19 protein-coding genes are annotated in these 20,195 nt (G+C 44.6%); 16 read left to right on the forward strand and 3 right to left on the reverse strand.

Annotated elements, in window-relative coordinates; translation table 11 throughout:
* Position 1 precedes the first annotated feature (1 nt).
* Positions 2-1,177: an MFS transporter gene (locus tag MKY42_RS15135; RefSeq protein WP_339852916.1), complete on the forward strand. Its 1,176-nt coding sequence runs from the start codon at positions 2-4 to the stop codon at positions 1,175-1,177.
* A gap of 86 nt (positions 1,178-1,263) precedes the next feature.
* Positions 1,264-1,734: a GNAT family N-acetyltransferase gene (locus MKY42_RS15140; RefSeq protein ID WP_090897599.1), complete on the forward strand. Its 471-nt coding sequence runs from the start codon at positions 1,264-1,266 to the stop codon at positions 1,732-1,734.
* Positions 1,735-1,826: 92 nt separating this feature from the next.
* Here MKY42_RS15140 and MKY42_RS15145 read toward each other — a convergent pair whose 3' ends face one another.
* Positions 1,827-2,423 carry a TetR/AcrR family transcriptional regulator gene (locus MKY42_RS15145; RefSeq protein WP_339852203.1) on the reverse strand — a complete coding sequence of 199 codons (597 nt, stop codon included), beginning with the start codon at positions 2,421-2,423 and terminating at the stop codon, positions 1,827-1,829.
* A 129-nt stretch (positions 2,424-2,552) separates the two neighbouring features.
* On the opposite strand from MKY42_RS15145, the gene MKY42_RS15150 reads away from it, so the two are divergent.
* The 10 genes from MKY42_RS15150 (at position 2,553) to MKY42_RS15195 (ending at position 13,204) form a co-directional block, all read left to right on the forward strand.
* On the forward strand, positions 2,553-3,134 hold the full coding sequence (locus tag MKY42_RS15150; protein WP_090897605.1) for a cysteine hydrolase: 582 nt from the start codon (positions 2,553-2,555) through the stop codon (positions 3,132-3,134).
* A gap of 35 nt (positions 3,135-3,169) precedes the next feature.
* Entirely contained in the window at positions 3,170-4,432 is a 1,263-nt protein-coding gene (locus MKY42_RS15155) for a cytochrome P450 (RefSeq protein ID WP_339852206.1), read from the forward strand.
* A gap of 317 nt (positions 4,433-4,749) precedes the next feature.
* A complete protein-coding gene (locus MKY42_RS15160; RefSeq protein WP_339852208.1) occupies positions 4,750-5,679 on the forward strand; it encodes an ArsR family transcriptional regulator in 930 nt (309 codons plus the stop codon).
* A gap of 198 nt (positions 5,680-5,877) precedes the next feature.
* The gene (locus tag MKY42_RS15165; protein WP_339852210.1) at positions 5,878-7,170 is read left to right on the forward strand and encodes an ABC transporter substrate-binding protein; all 1,293 of its coding nucleotides are present in this window, start codon (positions 5,878-5,880) and stop codon (positions 7,168-7,170) included.
* 87 nt (positions 7,171-7,257) lie between these two features.
* Positions 7,258-8,148 (forward strand): sugar ABC transporter permease, encoded by an 891-nt coding sequence (locus MKY42_RS15170; protein ID WP_090897617.1) that lies wholly within the window; start codon positions 7,258-7,260, stop codon positions 8,146-8,148.
* Positions 8,148-8,954 (forward strand): carbohydrate ABC transporter permease, encoded by an 807-nt coding sequence (locus MKY42_RS15175; RefSeq protein WP_062318999.1) that lies wholly within the window; start codon positions 8,148-8,150, stop codon positions 8,952-8,954. The genes MKY42_RS15170 and MKY42_RS15175 overlap by 1 nt, the downstream gene beginning before the upstream one ends.
* Positions 8,955-9,004: 50 nt before the next feature.
* Complete coding sequence (locus MKY42_RS15180) at positions 9,005-10,771, forward strand: sugar-binding domain-containing protein (protein WP_339852213.1); 1,767 nt, start codon at positions 9,005-9,007, stop codon at positions 10,769-10,771.
* Between the two features lie 219 nt (positions 10,772-10,990).
* Entirely contained in the window at positions 10,991-12,001 is a 1,011-nt protein-coding gene (locus MKY42_RS15185) for an aldose 1-epimerase (RefSeq protein WP_179264924.1), read from the forward strand.
* Positions 12,002-12,345: 344 nt separating this feature from the next.
* The gene (locus MKY42_RS15190) at positions 12,346-13,059 is read left to right on the forward strand and encodes an AraC family ligand binding domain-containing protein (RefSeq protein ID WP_339852218.1); all 714 of its coding nucleotides are present in this window, start codon (positions 12,346-12,348) and stop codon (positions 13,057-13,059) included.
* The gene (locus MKY42_RS15195; RefSeq protein ID WP_339852220.1) at positions 12,998-13,204 is read left to right on the forward strand and encodes an AraC family transcriptional regulator; all 207 of its coding nucleotides are present in this window, start codon (positions 12,998-13,000) and stop codon (positions 13,202-13,204) included. Before MKY42_RS15190 ends, MKY42_RS15195 begins: the two co-directional genes overlap by 62 nt.
* 317 nt (positions 13,205-13,521) lie before the next feature.
* Here the strand turns inward: MKY42_RS15195 and MKY42_RS15200 are convergent, their stop codons facing one another.
* A complete protein-coding gene (locus MKY42_RS15200; protein WP_090897625.1) occupies positions 13,522-14,763 on the reverse strand; it encodes an MFS transporter in 1,242 nt (413 codons plus the stop codon).
* A gap of 157 nt (positions 14,764-14,920) precedes the next feature.
* Positions 14,921-15,394, reverse strand: coding sequence for a MarR family transcriptional regulator (locus MKY42_RS15205; protein ID WP_090897627.1), 474 nt, complete (start codon positions 15,392-15,394; stop codon positions 14,921-14,923).
* A gap of 198 nt (positions 15,395-15,592) precedes the next feature.
* Here MKY42_RS15205 and MKY42_RS15210 point away from each other — a divergent pair, with 198 nt between their 5' ends.
* The 4 genes from MKY42_RS15210 to MKY42_RS15225 all read left to right on the forward strand — a co-directional run bounded on the left by MKY42_RS15210 (position 15,593) and on the right by MKY42_RS15225 (position 20,169).
* Complete coding sequence (locus MKY42_RS15210; RefSeq protein ID WP_339852222.1) at positions 15,593-16,939, forward strand: spore germination protein; 1,347 nt, start codon at positions 15,593-15,595, stop codon at positions 16,937-16,939.
* Positions 16,932-18,002, forward strand: a complete 1,071-nt coding sequence (locus tag MKY42_RS15215) for a GerAB/ArcD/ProY family transporter (RefSeq protein ID WP_090897632.1) — start codon at positions 16,932-16,934, stop codon at positions 18,000-18,002. The genes MKY42_RS15210 and MKY42_RS15215 overlap by 8 nt, the downstream gene beginning before the upstream one ends.
* Positions 17,975-19,093, forward strand: coding sequence for a Ger(x)C family spore germination protein (locus MKY42_RS15220; protein WP_339852224.1), 1,119 nt, complete (start codon positions 17,975-17,977; stop codon positions 19,091-19,093). Before MKY42_RS15215 ends, MKY42_RS15220 begins: the two co-directional genes overlap by 28 nt.
* A gap of 350 nt (positions 19,094-19,443) precedes the next feature.
* The gene (locus tag MKY42_RS15225; protein WP_339852227.1) at positions 19,444-20,169 is read left to right on the forward strand and encodes a methyltransferase domain-containing protein; all 726 of its coding nucleotides are present in this window, start codon (positions 19,444-19,446) and stop codon (positions 20,167-20,169) included.
* Positions 20,170-20,195: the final 26 nt, after the last annotated feature.

A 20,195-nucleotide genomic window follows, 5' to 3' on the forward strand; every position in this document is an offset into this window, starting at 1 on the left:
GATGCAACGTTTATGGACAAAGTCATTTATTCTAATGACGCTGGGTTTGCTTTTTTTATTTACTGCATTTTATATGCTGTATCCTACACTGCCGCTCTTCATTAAAGAGATGGGTGGCAATGAAAAACAGGTGGGCTTGGCCATGGGAGCTTTAATGTTGTCTTCCGTCATCCTTCGTCCTTTTGTCGGTGGACTACTGGATCGATTCGGCAGACGTCCGTTTATGATCGGGGGGTTGCTTTTATTTATATTGGCGATGTACATGTACAACTGGGTTGGTGGAATTATCATGCTTATTGGACTTCGTATCGTGCATGGAATGAGCTGGGCTGTATCCACAACGTCCATGATGACAGCTGTGACTGACATGATTCCATCGGCTCGGCGCGGGGAAGGTATGGGGTGGTTTAGCACCTCCATGACGCTGGCCATGGCGGTTGGCCCGATGATCGGTCTGGGGATTATGCAAGGCACATCATATCAGACGATGTTTCTCTTTGCTGTTGGTTTGTCCGTCGTGGCCCTGCTTTTGACGCTGGGAGCTAAAATGCCATTTCAACCACATACGGACAGAAAGAAAATCCAAATCTTCGAAAAATCAGTTTTGCCTGTGATGGCACCAATCTTTTTTCTTTTCATTGCATATGGGGGAATTACAACATTTGTACCCTTGTTTGCGGAGCAGATCAAAGTCAATTCTGGCACATTCTTTCTGGTTTATGCCGCGACACTTGCGCTATCCCGGCCCATTGCGGGAAAGCTGTCCGATAAGAAAGGAGAGACAGCAGTCATTCTCCCGGCGCTTATCATTACGATCATTGCTTTGATTGTGCTTAGCTTTGCAACCAGTTTACTTGGCGTGCTCGCTTCTGCAGTTCTGTACGGGATCGGCTTTGGTTCTGCTCAGCCAGCTCTTCAGGCCATAACGCTTCGCCTCGCTCCCGAGGATCGGAAAGGGGCGGCCAATGCTTTCTTTTCAACGGCGACTGATCTCGGTATCGGGCTGGGTGCCATGGCCTTGGGACTGGTATCCCAATACATGAGCTATCACATATTGTTTATGGTCAGTGCTTTGTCAGTCCTGGTTTCTTTTCTGCTTTTCATAATCTATGTAAGACGGTTGTTGAAAATCAAACAGACACTGCCTACCAAAACGAGTGACTCTGTTTCATTGTAGTTGAATGGTAGTGTGTTAAATCAGAATTGTAGTATAATTTGTGCAGTGAAGAGCAGCAATTATTTCATGATGCGGAGGCTTACTGCATGTTCATTAGAGAGATAGAAGAAAAAGATAATCAAGAAGTAGAGTCTTTAATTCGAAGTTGTTTGATCGAATTCGGGGCCAATAAGTCAGGAACAGCGTGGGCTGACCCGAATCTGGGCGATTTTTATCATCTTTATCAGCGCGAGGGCTCCAGGTATTGGGTGGTTGAGCATAACTCCACCGTTGTAGCTGGCTGCGGTATCGGACCCGTGGAGGGATTTTCACATATTTGTGAATTGCAGAAGATGTATGCATTAAAAGAAGCACGAGGCACCGGAATCTCATATGAATTGCTTCAGATTTCCCTTGATTTTGCCAAAGAACACTATGAACAATGTTATCTTGAGACGCTTAACAACATGGTCGCAGCCAACAAGTTCTATATCAAGAACGGTTTTATTCCATTAGATGATCCGTTAAATGCAACAGAGCATTTCGCTTGTGATGCATGGTATATCAAAACATTATAATATTCACACCTCATGATGCACCAAAAGCCTAGTTCTAGCGGCAGATTGCCGACGTTGAATAGGCTTTTTTGCATTTTATATATCCATATACGTTAAAGAAACGTCAAACAGAGCTGCTCCACAATGTGGTCGGGAGAGTTGCCGCGCACGTTTTTTTGAAACAGATATGAATCATTACTCATGGCGGTCAGGAGCATGTCCGTTTTGAACAAACTGATGGCTTGCGATTCGTCATTCCCTGTTGCCATCTCTTCGAATAATCCGAATAGCTGTTGATGCAATTGGTCATAAAGAGGACTTGAGGTTCTGGACTCTGATCCTTGATATACTGCATTCTCGATACCCGAGAGCAGCTCCGCATTTTTCTCTCTAAACTGGATAAACAACGTTAGCAGACCCCGCAATCGCTCAGATGGTGGATGCTGTCCGTTTTCCTGCAAATATATCTCCACATCATCGAAGAACAGCGCTGCGTTATCTTTGATCAAGTCCATACATAACTCACTTTTATTGCGGTATCGTCGGTATAAGGTACCCGATCCAATCTGCGCTGCGGAAGCGATCTGGTTCATGCTGACCCGCTCGACGCCGTGCAGCTCGAATAGTTTGCTAGCTACATCCAAAATACGTTGGCGATTTTCGGCGGCATCCCGTCGTTCCGAGCGAGAGGCTGTATTGGTTCTATCCACTGTCTGTCACTTCCTATCCTTCAACGTCTAAAATTTGACAAGGGGAGAACCCTCCGTTTAATATCAAGAAGAGGTTAAGCGGAGAGTTCTCCTCTTGATTTTAAACAAAATGAGAGGGATGTGCAACCCATGGAGAGTCATCATAACCAAGCTGCACTTCTAGTCATGGATATGCAGAACATCATTGTATCGCAATATGCGAAGCACGAGGATGAACTGCTCCCGTTTCAGAAAGCGGTAGAAGCAGCCCGTAGACATAACGTACCCGTGATTTTTGTGAAGGTTGGTCATCGCCAGGATTCCCCTCCAATCAGTGAGCGTAACAAGTTGTTTGGAAAAAAGTCAAGCCGCGATGGTGGAAACGAAGCTAATCCGGCGATGAAAGTGGCAATGGACCTTCACGAATCGGTACAGCCGCTTCCAGGAGAGCTCGTGGTGGACAAGTTCCGCGTCAGTGGATTCTCAGGGAGCAACCTGGAAACCCTTCTTCAATCCCATGGCATTCATACACTTATTCTTAGCGGTATCGCAACAAGTGGAGTAGTGCTGTCTACCTTGTGTGAGGCGGCGGATAAGGATTACGCGCTGACTGTACTTTCTGATGCTTGTCTGGATAGGGACCCTGAAGTTCATCGAGTTCTTGTAGAGAGCGTATTCCCCCAACAAGCTGATGTGCTGGCTGTAGATGATTGGATCAATGCATTAATGTAAACCAATAAAATGGTCGAAGCGAAGGGATGGTAATTATGAGTGAGTTAGATCTTAATGTTTCACAAAAAGCAGCACTGAGCCTGTTTAGTGGGGATAGTGGTGAAAACCCGTTTTCACTGATCAAGCAATTGCGTGAAACAGGTCCTGTTATTCCAGTATCCTTGCCAATGGGTGGTACAGATCGCGGGCAGTGGTTGGTCACACGAATGGAAGAAGCGTCACAGGTACTCAAAGATCATGCCCACTTCACAGTAGACCCACTCTCCATTGACGGCAATGAGAATATCCTGAAAGCCTATGTGGAAAACATAGATCCAGATGCTCCTCCAACGTTCTTTACCGGAAAATCGATGCTGTCTGTAGATGATCCTGATCATCGGAGATTACGCCGACTGGTCTCCAAAGCCTTTACCCCAAAATACATGGAAAGTCTTCGTCCACGTGTACAGCAGATCGCTGATGAATTATTGGATCAGGTTCAAGCCCAGGGCGAGATGGACTTGGTCAAGGATTACGCCTATCCCTTACCGATTCATGTGATATCCGATATGCTGGGAGTGCCTAAAGCAGATCGCCCGCAGATCCAGACCTGGTCCTCCGCAATTGCACATGGTCTGGGTCTCGGAGTGCGTGAACCGGGAGTGGAGGAACACCTCCGAGCTTTCGGTGACTATACCGCACAGCTGGTAGCTGAGAAACGCAAACATCCTGCAGATGATTTGATCAGCCAATTGATTGCTATAGAAGAAGAGGGCGATCGACTCAGTGAACCGGAACTGTTATCCATGATTACATTATTGATCTTTGCTGGGCACGAGACGACATCCAATCTGATTGCTACGGGTGCAATAATGTTATTGGATCATCCTGAACAATTGGAGAAGCTCAAGGCTGATCTTAGTCTGGCACCTTCTGCTGTAGAGGAATTGCTGCGGTTTAACGGGCCTGCAACCATTGCCGGACCTCGTTTTGCGACTGAGGATATAGAGCTGGCAGGGCAACAGATCAAAAAGGGAGATATGGTCATCCCCGTGCTGAAATCAGCCAATCGGGATGAACTTCAATTTGAACAGTCAGAGGATCTGGATGTTGCCCGTCATATTCATCGTCATCTGGCTTTTGGTCATGGCATTCATTCTTGCTTGGGAGCTCCACTTGCTCGTGTGGAGGGAGATATCGCCTTTACAACATTGTTAAAACGCATGCCTAATCTGCGACTTAATGTTCCTCGGGAACACATTAAGTGGCATTTGGCGCTAAGTTCGCAGAGCTTGGTTGCCTTACCTGTCGCATTTTAGCAGCAAGAGTTAGAGATAAGCTTCTATTTGTAAGAAGAAAAATATATACCCAAAAAATCCGCCATGTTTGGCGGATTTCTTGTGTTAGCTATAAGTTACATAACGATAGGCAACACTCCAGAAATAAAGCGGTTTGATTTTGATCTTATGTCAGATCGATCATCGCACATTAACGGGGAATTGTATGAAAAACGAAGAAGAATGATGAAGTGAAAAGTAATTTGATACAAAATAAATGTTTTGTTACAATATTATCGACTGAATTGAACTTTACGTTTATATTTCCTGTTCCATAATACATAAGAGGTGGTGAACGAATGCTTGAGTTGAGTTTTGATAATCCGGATGAACTGGTCACGGTCACGCATGCGTTATCCACCCGATCCAGAGTGGATATTCTCCGACTATTGATCTCCCAAAACCTGAATATCGTTGAAATCGCTGAAGCGCTCAAACTCCCCGTATCCACGGTAGCCAGCAACATCAAGGTTTTGGAAGCTGCAAGGCTGATTAATACAGAACTGCTGCCTGCCTCTCGCGGGGCGATGAAGGTATGCAGCCGCAATTACGATGATATTCATATTGCTCTTAATCTGGAGAAAGCCATTCCCAAAGGCGATATCCAGGTGTACGAAGTGGATATGCCTATCGGTCATTATAGTGATTGTGAAGTGTCACCTACTTGCGGTATGGCGAATGGCGAGGGCATGATTATTCGTGAGGATGAACCCGCCAGCTTTTATCATCCGAAGCATGTGGGAGCGCAAATTATGTGGTTTCGTAAGGGTTATGTCGAATATTTGATGCCGCTGGAGATTCCGGCAGAAGCGGTAATCGAATCGCTGGAACTGTCTATGGAAATATGTTCTGAAGCGCCAAACTATGATCATAATTGGCCTTCCGATATCTCTGTATGGATTAACGGTGTGGAAATTGGCATGTGGACATGTCCTGGTGACTTTGGAGATCGGCGTGGAAAGCTCAACCCGGCGTGGTGGTTTGAATGGTCAACACAGTATGGTTTATTAAAGACATGGCGAGTGGACAAAAACAAGACGACGCTGGATATGGAGAAAATTTCAGCAGTTGATCTGGCTCAGCTTAACCTTCAAAATAGCCATAAGTTAAGGGTGCGAATCGGTATCAAGCCGGATGCGGTTCATCAAGGAGGTGTAAATCTCTTTGGGCGACAATTTGGAGATTATGACCAGAATATCAAGATGACTGTACATTATGTTATTCATTAAAATGAGATGCGGAAGGAAGTCCTTGGTTGCAGATATTATGTAACTAAGGTCTTTTTTTATTTAATAATTACATTAATTATGTTTGAAAGCGTTGACAAGAGATAAACGCCCTTATATAATCCCCTATAGATACAGTAATAATGTAATAAAACAATTATATCGTTTGTATCTACAAATTAGAGTAAAGGGGATACTCGCATGAAAAAGAAGATCGGCAGGTTAGCACTGACATTATTGCTCTCATTCTCAACCGTTTTAAGTGCATGTAGCGGAGGCAGTAATGAAGCGGGTGAGAGTGGATCTGGTGATGGAAAAGTGACATTGTCCTTCTGGACATTGTTCGATGGTGGTGATGGCGCAAACATGCAGACATTGGTCGATGAGTTTAACAAAACCCATCCAGACATTGAAGTGAAGAATACCAAATTGGCCTGGGGCGAGTACTATACGAAGCTCATTACTGCTGTTGGTAACGGTAATGGACCGGACATCGGGATTTCCCATTCCTCCAGACTGCCCGATCTGATCAATCAAGGGGTTGTCACAGAGCTTGATACTCCGGCTACAGATGCAGGTGTGGACTGGAGCACCTATAACCAGAATCTTTTGGATGCGGTTACTGTAGAAGGTCAACATTATGCTGTCCCCATTGACACACATCCCTTTATCATGTTCTACAACAAAAAACTGCTAAAAGATGCAGGCTTGCTTGGTGAAGACGGAAAACCGATCCTGGAGCAATCTGCTGACGGGTTTGTGAGTTTCCTTCAAACTTTAAAAGAGAAGCTGCCTGCCCAAACGACCCCGTTTGCATTATCCAATAATAATGATGACCCTTACCGCTTGTGGTGGTCGCTGTACTCCCAGTTGGGTGGTAACGACGTGGTGTCGGATGATCTGAAGTCCGCAGCTATTGATAAGGAGAAAGGCATCAAAGCCGCTGACTATATTCAGAAGCTCTACACCGAAGGTTATATCAAGAAAAATGATCCGGACTTTTATAAAAATTTTCAAAGTGGAACCGCCGCGATTATCATGACAGGGGTCTGGACGACAGGAACATGGGAATCCACCAAAGGACTTGAGTTTGGAGCTATGCCAATTCCGAAATTCTACGATCAGGAAGCAACATGGGGAGATTCCCACACCATTGTTTTGCCACTGACGAAGGATGAGGACCCGGCTAAGCGAAAAGCCGCGATGACTTTTGCTGACTGGGTTGCTGACAATGGTCAGGTCTGGGCGAAAGCCGGACATATTCCATCCAAGCCATCCGTGCTGGAAAAACAGGAATTCAAGGATCTGCCATACCGCAGTGATTATTCCGAAGTAGCAAGTGTAGTTAAATTCAGCAAACATTCCACCAAAAATGCACAAATCCGCGATGAAGCTGCCTTTAAATTTTTGAATGAAGTATGGGTGAACAAGATGACCCCGGCAGATGCCATGAACAACATGGAGACAGCCATTCAGAAAATAGTGAGTGAATAGAAGGAAGACGGGTCACGCAAGCCTGCGCATTCACCATCTCTAGATAAGAAATCGCTGGCTTGCGTGCCAATCAAAGGGGAGACGCATATGAAGATCAAAAAAATGAGGGCGGATATGCAGGCACTGGTATTTCTGCTTCCATTCTTAATTATTTATGGTTTATTTACGATCTGGCCCATGATTAAAGGTGTGGAGATGACCTTCTACAAATGGACGCTGATCAAGAAAATGGATTTTATTGGCCTGGATAACTTCCGAAAAGTGTTTCAGGACAGAGAGGTTTGGGAAGCGATCTGGCATTCAACCTTCTTTGTTTTCTTGAGTACACCGACCATGATTATGCTCGCGATTTTGCTGGCCTTGATTGCCAACCGAAAATCGTCATTGCAAAAGTTCTACCGGATCATCTTCTTTATACCAAGCGTACTCTCCGTCGCCGTCGCAGCTTATCTGGGTTTATTCGTATTTCAGCCTTATACCGGGTTTGTCAATTCCGTCCTGCACCTTGTCAGATTATTGCCTCAAAATGCCGAAATTTTCTGGCTGACGGAGACCGGACTCGCCTGGGTCGTTATTACCGTAATTACCTTGTGGTGGACAGTCGGATTTAACTTTATTTTGTATCTTTCCGCCATGCAGGAAATACCGGATGAAATTTATGAAGCAGCAAGGTTGGATGGTGCAAGTGATACACAAATATTTTGGAGGATTACGCTTCCTTATCTGACGCCACTGACCAAAACCATTACCATGTTACAAATTATCGCTTCATACAAGGTCTTTATGCAAATTTATGTTATTACTGGCGGGGGACCGCTGGATCAGACACGTCCAATTATTCAGCTGATCTATCAAACCGGATTCAAGAACAATAACCTGGGTTATGCCGCAACGATGTCCTATATTTTATTCGTAATCCTGCTGGTGCTGTCGGCGCTGCAATACTGGATGACTAACCGGAAAGGGGCGGAATACTGATGAAATGGTTATATCGCACAGGTTCTGCGTTGATGGCGGTTATGTTTGCGGCCCCACTAGTGTGGATGCTGATGGTCTCCATTAAAGAAGAAGGCATGAAGATTATTACGGTCCTGGACTGGTTTAAACCGCCTTACTCACTTGCTGTCTATAACGAAATTCTGACAACAACAAAGCTGTCGCAGTGGGTGGTTAACAGTTTGTTTGTCGCAGTGGTTGTGACCGTATTAACTGTTATTTTCGCGGCGATGGCTGGATTTGCTCTGTCCAAAGTACCGTTTCGTTTCCGTACATTTGTTTTCTTTTTCATTCTTGGTGGATTACTTATCCCCGGAGAGGCAACCATTATTCCACTCTATCAAGTAGCCAAGGATTTGCATTTGCTGAACTCATACAGTGGATTGATCATTCCTGCTTTGGCTTCACCAGTGGCTGTCATCGTGCTCAAAAGCTTCTTCGATGGGGTTCCGAATGATCTGCTGGAGAGTGTGCAAATTGACGGTGGAGGCTTTTGGCGAATCTTTACCAGCATCATGCTGCCTTTGACACGTCCGGCCATGGCATCCATGGCGATTCTGACATTTATCGGCTCGTGGAACAATTTCTTATGGCCATTCCTTTCCATAACTGATGATAATCTGTTTACGCTGCCAATGGGTATCCCAACGCTAATGGGTCAGTATTCAGAAGATTACGTTAAACCAATGGTTATCAATGCAGTGGCTTCTGTTCCTATCATTATATTGTTTATCATTTTTGAGAAACAGATTGTTAAAGGTATCAGCATGTCCGGTATTAAGGGTTAACACTTTTTCAGGCCTATGAGCCAAATACAGAGGAGATCGGAGAGAACAAGATGACTACTAAATTTTACAACAAGGATTATCCAAGGCCGCAATTTGTACGCAATGAGTGGGTGGATTTGAATGGAGAATGGGATTTTAGTTTTGATGACAATCAGGCGGGTGAAAGCGAGCAGTGGTACGTCCAGAAACAGTTTCCGGCAGGGACGAAAATCAAGGTTCCCTTCACGTATGAGACCCAAGCGAGCGGTATCGGGATTGAGACATTTCATCCTCTGGTCTGGTACCGCAGAAGTGTTCAGATTCCCCAGGAAGCAAAAGGAAAGCGGAGCATTCTGCATTTTCAGGGAGTGGATTATCGCGCAAAATGTTGGGTGAACGGAACGGTTGTTGGTGAACATGAAGGGGGGTACGCTGCGTTTTCATTCGACATTACCCCTTATATCACTTACGGCTCGGAGAATAACATTGTGCTTGAAGTAGAAGACAGTCAGAGTGCGATGCAGCCTCGGGGGAAACAACGCTGGGTGGATGACAATTTTGAATGTTTTTATGTGCAAAGTACGGGAATATGGAAAAGTGTTTGGCTGGAGCATGTGAGTGAAGCAAGGGTTGAAGCAGTCAAGATGACACCGGATATCGATCGTCATATGATTCGTTTGGACTTTCAATTGAATGGGATCGAAGGCAAGAACAATTTGCGTTTGGAGACACGGATTGAGCTGAAGGGTCAGCATGTGCAAACCATCAGCCTGTCTCCAGACAGACCCTGGATGACCGTGGAAGCCAGTGTGAAACATGAAGCAGGCGGGCCGTGGAAACAGTCGTTATGGTCACCGGGCTCACCGAACCTGTACGATATCGAGTTTGTGATGTACGAAGATGAGAAAGAAATCGATCGGGTTCATTCCTATTTTGGTATGCGAAAAATATCGATTGAAAATGGGCAAATTCTGCTGAACAATGCTCCGTTGTATCAAAGAATGATTCTGGATCAGGGATATTGGACGGAGAGCCATTTGACCCCACCTTCAGTGGAAGCACTGATTGAGGATATCGATAAAATTGCCGAGATGGGATATAACGGAATTCGTAAACATATGAAACTGGAAGATCCACGCTTTTTGTATTGGTGTGATGTGAAAGGGATGTTGGTCTGGTCAGAGATGGCAGCTACCTTCGAGTTTAATGATGAGGCCGTGAGTAGATTCACCAAAGAATGGCTTGAAATTGTACCCCAGCAATACAACCATCCAAGCATCATTACCTGGGTGCCATTTAATGAATCGTGGGGAATACCGACGATTGGTCACGAGGTAAGGCAGCAGCAATTCACGCAATCCATATACCATCTGACCAAAGCCATTGATCCGTATCGTCCGGTCATTACCAACGACGGTTGGGAGCATACGGTATCGGATATTTTGACAATCCATGATTATGTGGAGACGGGAGAAGCTTTTCTGGAACGGTATCAGGATAAGGACTTGATCGTAAATAACATGATTGCTTCCAATCGATGGAAGTTTGCTTTTGCGGAAGGTTACCACTACAAAGGACAACCCATTATCATCAGTGAATTCGGCGGTATTGCTTTCCAATCGGATAAAGGCTGGGGTTATGGCAATCAGGTGGACTCGGTTGAAGCCTTTATTGAACGTTTCCGTTCCATCACCGAAGCGATTAAAGCCATTCCTTATATCTCGGGCTATTGTTATACACAAGTCACCGATGTGCAGCAGGAGATTAATGGTCTGTTAACGGAAGACCGTAAACCGAAAGTGCCACTGGAAGTGATCCGCAAGATTAATCTGGGGTGACAGGGAGCTGAACATCATGCACAGCGATTGCATGCCGTAGTACAGCCGCTATTGGATTCTCCCGTAGTAGAAGGATTTTGTTACACCAGCTGACGGATGTGGAGCAGGAGATCAATGGTCTGCTGACGTATGACAGATAGCCCAAGATGCCGATGGAACAGATTTGGGCCATTGAAGGACATTATCCATTGTCCGCTGGCAAATAAGGAGGGGAAACGTATGTTGAACACAAAGGAGATAAGTAGCTCCTGGGAAGGCGATTTTCAAGGGGAAAAGGCCATTTACCTTCGCTTTGGTTCCAGTGAGGCCATTATGCTGCCGGAGATCGGTGGTAATCTGGTCGCCTATCGTGATCTTGAGCGAGGGCTTCGCTTCCTTCATGAACCGTCACCGGAAGAGATGGAATCATTCAAGGCAAGACCCATGATTCATGGAATCCCCGTTCTGTTTCCACCGAATCGTTATGAGGACGGGCGGTTTGCCTGGAACGGGCAGACACTTCAGTTTCCGGTCAATGAGGAAGCAACAGGCAATCATTTGCATGGATTTTTGTATAATACGCCCTGGGTTGTGGATGAGTATGGACATACCGAGAAAGAAAGCCATGTCTCCGTGTCCATTACGGTTGATGAATCTCATCCGGTATACGTGTGCTTTCCTTTTCAATTCAGTATTACATTACGCTACTCGCTGAGCAGCGATGGACTCATGCAGCATGTCCGGATTCGCAATCATGGAAGCTCCCGCATGCCGTGTCTGATCGCTTTTCATACCTCAATTAACGCTCCCTTTAATCCGGGAGGATCGGCCCGTGATTGCAAGCTTAAACTGACCATTGGAGACAGGTGGGAGTTGGATCAACGTATGCTGCCAACGACACGTTTTCAGTCCCTTACTCAGGAGGAAGAGCAGATGTGTGACTCAGGGGTATATCCGTTCTTTGCAGAAATGGATAACCATTACACTGCTGTACCGCAAAATGGAAGAAACCGGATGGAGCTTCAGGATATGAAGAATGGGGTGACACTGATCTACGATGTGGGAACTTCCTATAAACAATGGATGATCTGGAACAATCATGCGAAAGAAGGTTTTTTCTGTCCCGAACCCCAGATCAATCTCGTGAATGCACCTAATCTGGATATGCAGGCCGAGGAAGCTGGATTATTTAGTTTGCAGCCGGGAGAGATCTGGGAGGAAACGAGCAGATTATATTTGCGTCAATCGTAAAAATAGATATGAAGGGGAGCAGCCAGGACAGCTAATGCTGTGATCGCTGCTCCTTTTAAAAACCATTGAATACAGTGAATTTAGCCAGTCGTCCTCACTGGGCGCAAGCCATATAAAGAGGACTTTACCCATGAATTGTCGTGCATCCGATAGAATAAGGCGGAGAGTACACAATTACGACGAGTGAAGGCAAAATCATACCTGTAGAGAGACAGCGGCTCCGATATAACCTGCCGACCAATAACCAATCAATTTCGTCTTACTTAAACAAAATAGCCGGTGTTATATTTTTATTGTCATTTTGTTACGATCAAACAAAATAGGAGAAGGAGGGGCTCCCTACGATGCAGGAATATGAGTATGAGCATGCAGAATTCATCGACTATAAGCCAGGTTATTTGGATAAAGAGGAACACATCTGGCCTGTCCGGGCGGGGCGAAGTATAGCGAAATCCAATTATCGGGTTGGTCCCAAACGTATCGAGTGTTATAGTCTTCATTTTGTGTATGAAGGTAGGGTCAGTCTTGAGTTTGATGGCAAGCGGGTAGACTTGCAGAAGAATGATCTGTTCTGTCTGTTTCCCGGGAGAACCTATTACTATCACATGCTTCCCTCGGAATCTCCACTGCAAATGAACTGGCTGGCATTGGATGGTCCTAAAGTCAAACCTTTATTGGAGCTGGCTGGTTTGACTCCTGAAAATCCGTTCGGCAAACAGATGATATCCACTCAGGTCCAGGAAACGTCGGAACGTTTAATTCATGCATTGGCATGTGTGGAACGATGGAAGCCAGCAGTATCGCTGGAGCTGCACGGGTTGGTATATGGATTGTTAGCCAGTCTTGTTCCAGACACCAACTATGGACAGCCTACAGAATTGGCTGGCTGGATTCATGAATGCATGCATGAATTACATGGAATTGCATGCAACAGAGGGCATTTCCGTGCAGCAGGTCGCCGACTTCGCAGGGGTACATCGTTCTTACTTCTCCAACATGTTCACCACTCAGGTTGGTCTGCCCCCGTTAAAATTCATGCAGAGAATACGAATGGATAAGGCCAAACAGCTTCTAAAGGATACGGATGTTACCGTTACGGAGATTGCTTTGTCGCTCGGTTATCCGAATATATATTCATTTACCAGAGCATTCAAAATCTATTATAAAGTACCTCCAATCATGATGCGGAGAACCTCTAGCTGATCCTGAACATGCCGATGTCCGGTATGGGGAACGCTTACTTTTTTTGGATGCTGAAAAACTGCTCCCCGCCTTTCAACCCGATCATATGAAGTACACAGAACGAAGTGTTTTGACCGAGAATTGGCAGTGTGGTTACGTATTACATCCTTCATCCATCGATGTGCTGGAGTTTGGAAAGGCGGATCCATTATCTTGACATCCCGGACTATAGACAAATAGGGTTTCAGTACCTGTACCTATGTTCTGAAACCCTATTCTCTGTTCTATGGTGTCTCGACTCCCAGCAATCCGATACTTGCCTGATGAAAGCAGGCATTTTAAATAATCATTTGCGTTCGCTTATACAAAACAGGTATGGCCGCTGCGATAAGAATCACACCCATAATAGCGGGAGCTGCATGACCAAGGGATACATAGATTTGACCTCCAATGATAGGACCAATCATTCTAGCTAATGCCTGAAGAGATTGACTCCCGCCTTGAATCCTTCCTTGTTCACTAGAGTCGACAGACTTGGAAAGCATGCCATTGAAGGAAGGCCCGAAGATCGAATCACCAAAACCAAAGATAAACATGCCCACGATAAACAGTGGATAGAATGAGAACAAAGTAGATAACGCAATGAGGCTGTAGCCTATAATCTCTGAAACCATTCCAAGAATGGCGATCTGTTTATCACTAAGTCTTTTCAGAAGCTGGGGCATGATGAGACCTTGTGAGAGGATGTCCTGGACACCCATAATGGAGAACATAAGTCCAATGATTGCAGGCTTCCAATTGAAAGTATCCATTGAGAATTGTGAGAAAACGGCTTGTAAAGATCCGTTGGGGATCCAAAGTAAGAACGCTGAGATCAGTAATCTGTTCAAGTTTTTCATGGAAAGCAGATTTGCAAGCTGTATGAATGGATTAAGTCTTGCCATTGTAATTTCTTTCAGTCTATTTTTCTTGGCAAGACTCTCCGGCATAAAAAAGAATCCATATATCACATTCACCAAAGTTATGATTGCTCCAAAATACATGGGTGCAGAATAATCAATTTTGGCGAGTAATCCGCCTACAGTCGGGCCAATGACGGTGCCCACACCTACAACTGCACTTACCCATCCAAAGTATTTGGTTCTCTGTTCCGGTGGGATGATGTCTGCAAAATATGCAAAGATTGTGCCTATGCTTCCGCCGGTTATCCCTTCGATGATACGCCCCACAAAGAGTACCCAGAGAGCTCCACCTATGCCAAAAACCAAGTATCCGATTGCGGAACCCAAAAGACATATCAGGAGCAATGGACGACGGCCATATTTGTCGCTCAGAGCTCCAAGTACAGGGGCCGCAAAAAATACGCAAAAGGCATAAACAGAGGTCAGCAGTGTAACAACGATAGCTTGTTGTCCTGGACTGCTTATATAAGGCTGTACTAAGAATGGGACAACAGGCGCGATAATACTGAAGCCTATCCCGCAAAGGAACACAGAGATCAGACCGAATAATAAAGCGTGTTTGTTTATGGTTTGTTCTTTGTTCTGTGTATGTTGTGATCTTAATCGAAATTTAAACATTCAATTCTCCTCTCAGAAGGCGTGATTTTATTTCCTTGGAAACATTAATATCGTACAGCTTCTTTGTTTCCTTGTCAACAAAATAATAACAATAAAAAAACAGCCTGTTCTCAAAAATAGAGTCCGGCTGCCTTAAGTTTAACTTCATTATTCAGATTTACTCCGACTTCAGATCTGTACCCAGCTTCTTTATTTCTGCATCCAGATGCCGATTATACTTGTCCACGAAGTTAAGCATACTGTCAAATTGTTCGTCGGTTACCTGTTCAAATACGGCTTTATCTCGCTCGTGAAACTCGTTGTGCAGGTCCTCATGGATTTGATAAATGACTTTCCCTTGCTCCGTAAGCCTAAAATAAATTTCTTTCTTGTTATCCGACTTCTGATAGCTTTCGATCAGGCCTTTTTCGATGAGCTTCTTCGTTAATTTACTTATCGCACCTCGAGTCATATAGAAGGACTCCGCAAGCTTTGTTACATTGGAATCTGCATTTTTTTCAATGTATTCGATGCAATGTACTTCAGAAGGCTTATAACCCTTAAGACTTTCTTCCATCTTATCTTTATTAAGCCAAACCAGCTTGTTATATAAGTCCCTGAAACCCAATAGGACCTGTTCCTCTTTGTTCATGGCCTATCCTCCCACCATTGGTGCATTACAACATTATATTAAATTTTGGTTTCCAGTTCAAAAATAACAACATAATTTACCTCAGGATGGATTAAATAAACCCAGCATTAACTTCAATTGGGGCATATAAAGTGAAGGTGCTTTTCTGAATAAACTTTTTTTCTTCACGACATACTACTTCAGAAGAGGTGGTAAAATTTGCAGCGAATCCATGAACAAGATCTTCACGATATAGAAAAGCAACTTCATGACCATTTCAAAAAGAGTTCGGATTTCCTAAGCAAAAACGTGGTTATCGCGGATCAGGAATTCAGAGCATATTACATGGAGACGCTTGTCGATCTTCCATCAACATTGTCAACGCTTAATCAGGCGGCTAGTGGTAGTGAGAATGGATCATTTCAAAATATGTTCAGGCCATTTGAAGAAGAGGCCTCCATGTCAATGGATGAGATATGCGGTCATCTCTTGCACGGAAAGCTTGTTCTGTTCAGCACAGAAGGGATGGCAGCTGTCATGGAACCGGAGCATACTGACATTTCGCGTTCTGTCAGCGCACCGGAGAGTGAGAATCCCCTTCAATCTGCATACGATGCTTTTACAGAAGATATTAATAAAAACATCGGTTTGCTGCGGAAAAAGATGATTTCCGAGGATTTGATTATTGAACGACGAGAAACGGGGACCCGGTCTACCAAGAAAATTGCCATGGTGTATTTGGAGGGAGTTGCCCAAGCCAAGGTCATCGCGTCTATTCGGGATAAGCTGGAACAAAACAAGGACAAGGAATTGACTACGGTAAGGGATCTGATGCGTATACTGGGGCATCCCAAATTCTCCTTAACTCCAACGTATATCTCTTCGGAGCTACCTGGGGAGATGGTACAGAATCTGATGAACGGAAAAGTGATTATTTTAATTGATCAGTTTTCGTTTGCCTTTGCTTTTCCAGCCATCATCACGGATCTATGGTCAACAACGCTGGACGTTAACTACCCGTATTTGTTTCAAGTGTTTTTACGAACCGTACGGGCCATTGGCGCACTTTTGGCTGTTACGCTTCCAGGTTTGTATATCGTGCTGAATTCGGTAAATCCGGAATTGCTGCGAATCCAGTTAGCCATTACAGTAGCCAAGAGCAGGGAAGGGGTTCCGTATCCTTCGTTGATCGAAATGCTGCTGGTTATGCTGCTTTTGGAGATGATTATTGAGGCCACCATTCGACTTCCCAAAAACATTGGACCCACCATAACCATGATTGGCGGTATTCTGTTGGGACAAGCCATCGTTCAGGCCAAACTCGTCAGTAATCTATTAATTATTATTCTGGTTGCCTCGGCAATTGCCAACTTTGTATTGGCAGGCTATATGAACACGACCGGAATTCGAATGTACAAATACGTTGTCATGCTTATCAGTTCCTTTTTCGGGATATGGGGACTTGAGGCTGCGATGATTTGGATTATACTGTATTTTGCCTCGTTGAATACGTTCTCCGTTCCCTACTTAAGTTTAAGCGTGAAAGGAAAGGCTTCGGATGAATAAAGCCCAGATTCTAACCATGTTTGTTCTGCTTCACCTCGCTTCGATCTTTGCCATCTTCCCTGAACGCATCATCTCTGCGACTTCCAAAGGACATTGGGAACCCATAACGATTCTCTTTTTGGCAGAGCTGCTGGTTCTATGGATGTACTTAAAGGCGTTGTCGCAGTTTCCGGGGAAAACAGTGGTGGACATCTGTAATGAATCACTGGGCAAGTGGGCAACGAGACTGATCGTTCTGCCGATGCTGATCTTCCTATATATCGAGCTGATGTTACTTATGTACTTTCAGTCAGTCGAGATTAAAGCCGTATTACTACAGAGAACACCGCCAGCAGCAACAACGGCACTTTTTATCATTCTCTGTTTTTATGCTATTTGGAAGGGACTTAACGTAATGATCCGGGCCAGCATCGGATTATGTATTCTCTTGATGCCATTCATATTCTTTTCCATGATGATCAGCATCCAGAATTTCAGAATCAGCTACATTTTTCCGATTTGGGATAGCGGAATGTCGTTTTTCTCTCATTCAGATTTCTATGTATGTACGGTAATTTTAGCGGGGTTTTTATTCCTTGGCATGATTCCCTCCAAACAACGGCTTAGTTTTGGCAAAGCAGCTGCTGCGGTGGGTATCATATTTGTGTTTGCTTTGGGATCTGTATATGTTCCACTTCTTGTATTCGGACAGGAAACGGTAATCAATCTGCAATATCCCATGCTTATGGCGTCGGATACCATTGATCTGGAGTGGGTTGTATTTGACTGGCTTCCAAGCTTCTACGTGGTGGCCTCCAGTGCTCTCGGCGTTTTGAAGGTTTCTGTGTTACTCTGGATTCTGGTGGCGCTGCTGCATCAGCTATTTATGCCGAAAATCAACCGATTATGGGTTCTTTCCGTGATGTGCTTATCCTTGTACGTGATTAGTCTGTTGATACCGGATGTCAACGCATTGAATTCATACCTGTACCTGAATTCTTTCTTTTGCGTTTATAGCGTTATCGGTTTTCCGATCATTGTATTCCTCGCTGCGCAATGGCAACGAAAGAAGGTGAGTACATGAACATGCGCACCATAAAGACTCTGATTGTAGCTCTATCTATGATCATGTTACTTTCGGGATGTTGGGATACCAAGGATATTAACAAGCAATATCTGCCTGTTGTGATGGGCGTGGGGAAGGGGAAGACGGAGAAGTACAGGATTGTACTCCAAATCCCTGATGCATCAGGTAAAACCCAAATTCTTGACAAAGAGGCCAAATCCATTAGCAAAGCGATTGATTTGATACGTACGGATTCCGAAAAAAGCATCGAATTGGTACATTTGAGGCTGATGCTAATCGACAGAAAAGTAGCAGAACAGGGGATTGAAAACATTATCGATTTTGCCGTCAGAGCGAACGATATTTCGATTAAGGGCTTGGTGGCGGTGATTGACGGTGATTTTGAGAAGACGATGTACCACCAAATATCGCCAACACCTGAAATTTCTTCCTACGACTTCTTTAGCCAGGATGCCGGGTGGACGCCCAATCAATCCATCGTTCGCATATGGGAAGCTTACCAAAACGAGAATTCATATACGGAAGACATGGCCATTCCAATGCTCAAAAACGGTGTTCGAACCTTGTTCACCTTTAGAGGCACGGCCGTCATGCGGAATGACCGCATGGTAGGAACACTGAATCAGGAAGAGACGCTTTTGTTTAATTTATTTAAAGGGAAGTATTCAGGGGGAACCATTGAAGTGGCTCAGAACACGAGTGTTCTTATTCAGGATGCCAAAATCAAACATAGGACCCAGTGGTCGGAAAAAGGCCCTTCAATCCAGACGGATATTACGCTTGATGTCGTCATTACTGAAAGTCCTGAAGGAAAAGGCAATGCGGTTATTGAGAAAGAAATGAAGGAACAACTGAGCAGACAATTCAATCAAACCGTGAGAAAGATTCATTCCTTAAAATCGGATGTTCTAGGGATTGGCATGATATTCCGTCCCAAGATGTCAGAGAAACAGTTAAAGGAATGGAAAACCGAGTGGTTTCCGAAGCTTGAGCAAGATATCAACGTTCGTGTCAACGTTCTGAACGAGATTTATTTTAAAGAGAATGCCAACGATAATAAGAGTCAGGGGAAAATGTTAAAAAAATAGTTTAGTATTGTTTACTTCGCTATCAGCTATAAGCAGGAAAAACGTTATACCGTATAAAGTCGCCCTGGTGGCGACTTTTTTTATAATATAACAAAGGTTAAGCGTGACGTTCCTCTTATGAAAGATTCTCATACTAAGTCTGCTATCCATTTTGCTGAGAATTCGTTTATTTGGCCCCGTAAAAACAATATGTAGGCTAAGGAGTAATGAAATTAAGCATTCTGAGATTGGATAACTCTTCGTAAAATAATATATCCAGCTCAGCTCTAATGAGTATAAGGCTTGGTTAAGGGGATAATTGTTAATTGGAGAAAATCATTCATACTATATAGCTGTAAAGGAGCGGAATCATGTCCTTCTTTAGAACACTATCCGTACGGGCAAGGGAAGACGAGATGATGGACGATTTCTCCATGGGGGGAGAAGAATTGAGCGAAGCGCTCCAACATCTGAGACGGCTGAACAAAATATTTGCTGCTCCCGCTCCAACCCGTGCAGGGGTGGAAAAGTTATGGAAAGCGATAGGCCGTCCAAGTACGCTGACCCTTCTTGATGTGGGAGCAGGTTCAGGTGATGTAAACCAGAAGCTATTGCACTGGGCGGACCAGAAGGGAATTAAGCTTGAGATTACTCTGGTCGATCTGACTGAGGAGGCATGTGAGGAAGCGAGAAACCTATTCAGGAATGAGCCGAGAATCAAGGTTCGACGTGCCGATGTCAGGGAGTTGCCGGATGCCTCAGCAGACATTGTGACTGGCTCGCAATTTGTCCATCATTTTGAAGGAAAACAACTCGTAGAGATGGTCTCGCATATGCTGCGTGCCTCCAAGTTTGGCGTTGTCATTAATGATATCCATCGCCATCCCGTATCCTATGCGGCCGTCTGGATAACCACTCGAATGATCTCTCGCAATCGATATATTCGTCATGATGGACCGCTGTCTGTTGCAAAAGGCTTCACGGGAAGCGATTGGCGGGACTTGAAGCAGCAGTTGAACCATGACACGATGACCTATGAATGGAAGCCTTTGTTCCGCTATTCCGTCGTGATACCCCACCATGGGAAGCTATCATAGCTACATTATATGGATAGGCAGTTATC

This window comes from Paenibacillus sp. FSL W7-1088 (assembly GCF_037969855.1).
In the GTDB taxonomy this organism is placed as follows: Bacteria; Bacillota; Bacilli; order Paenibacillales; family Paenibacillaceae; genus Paenibacillus.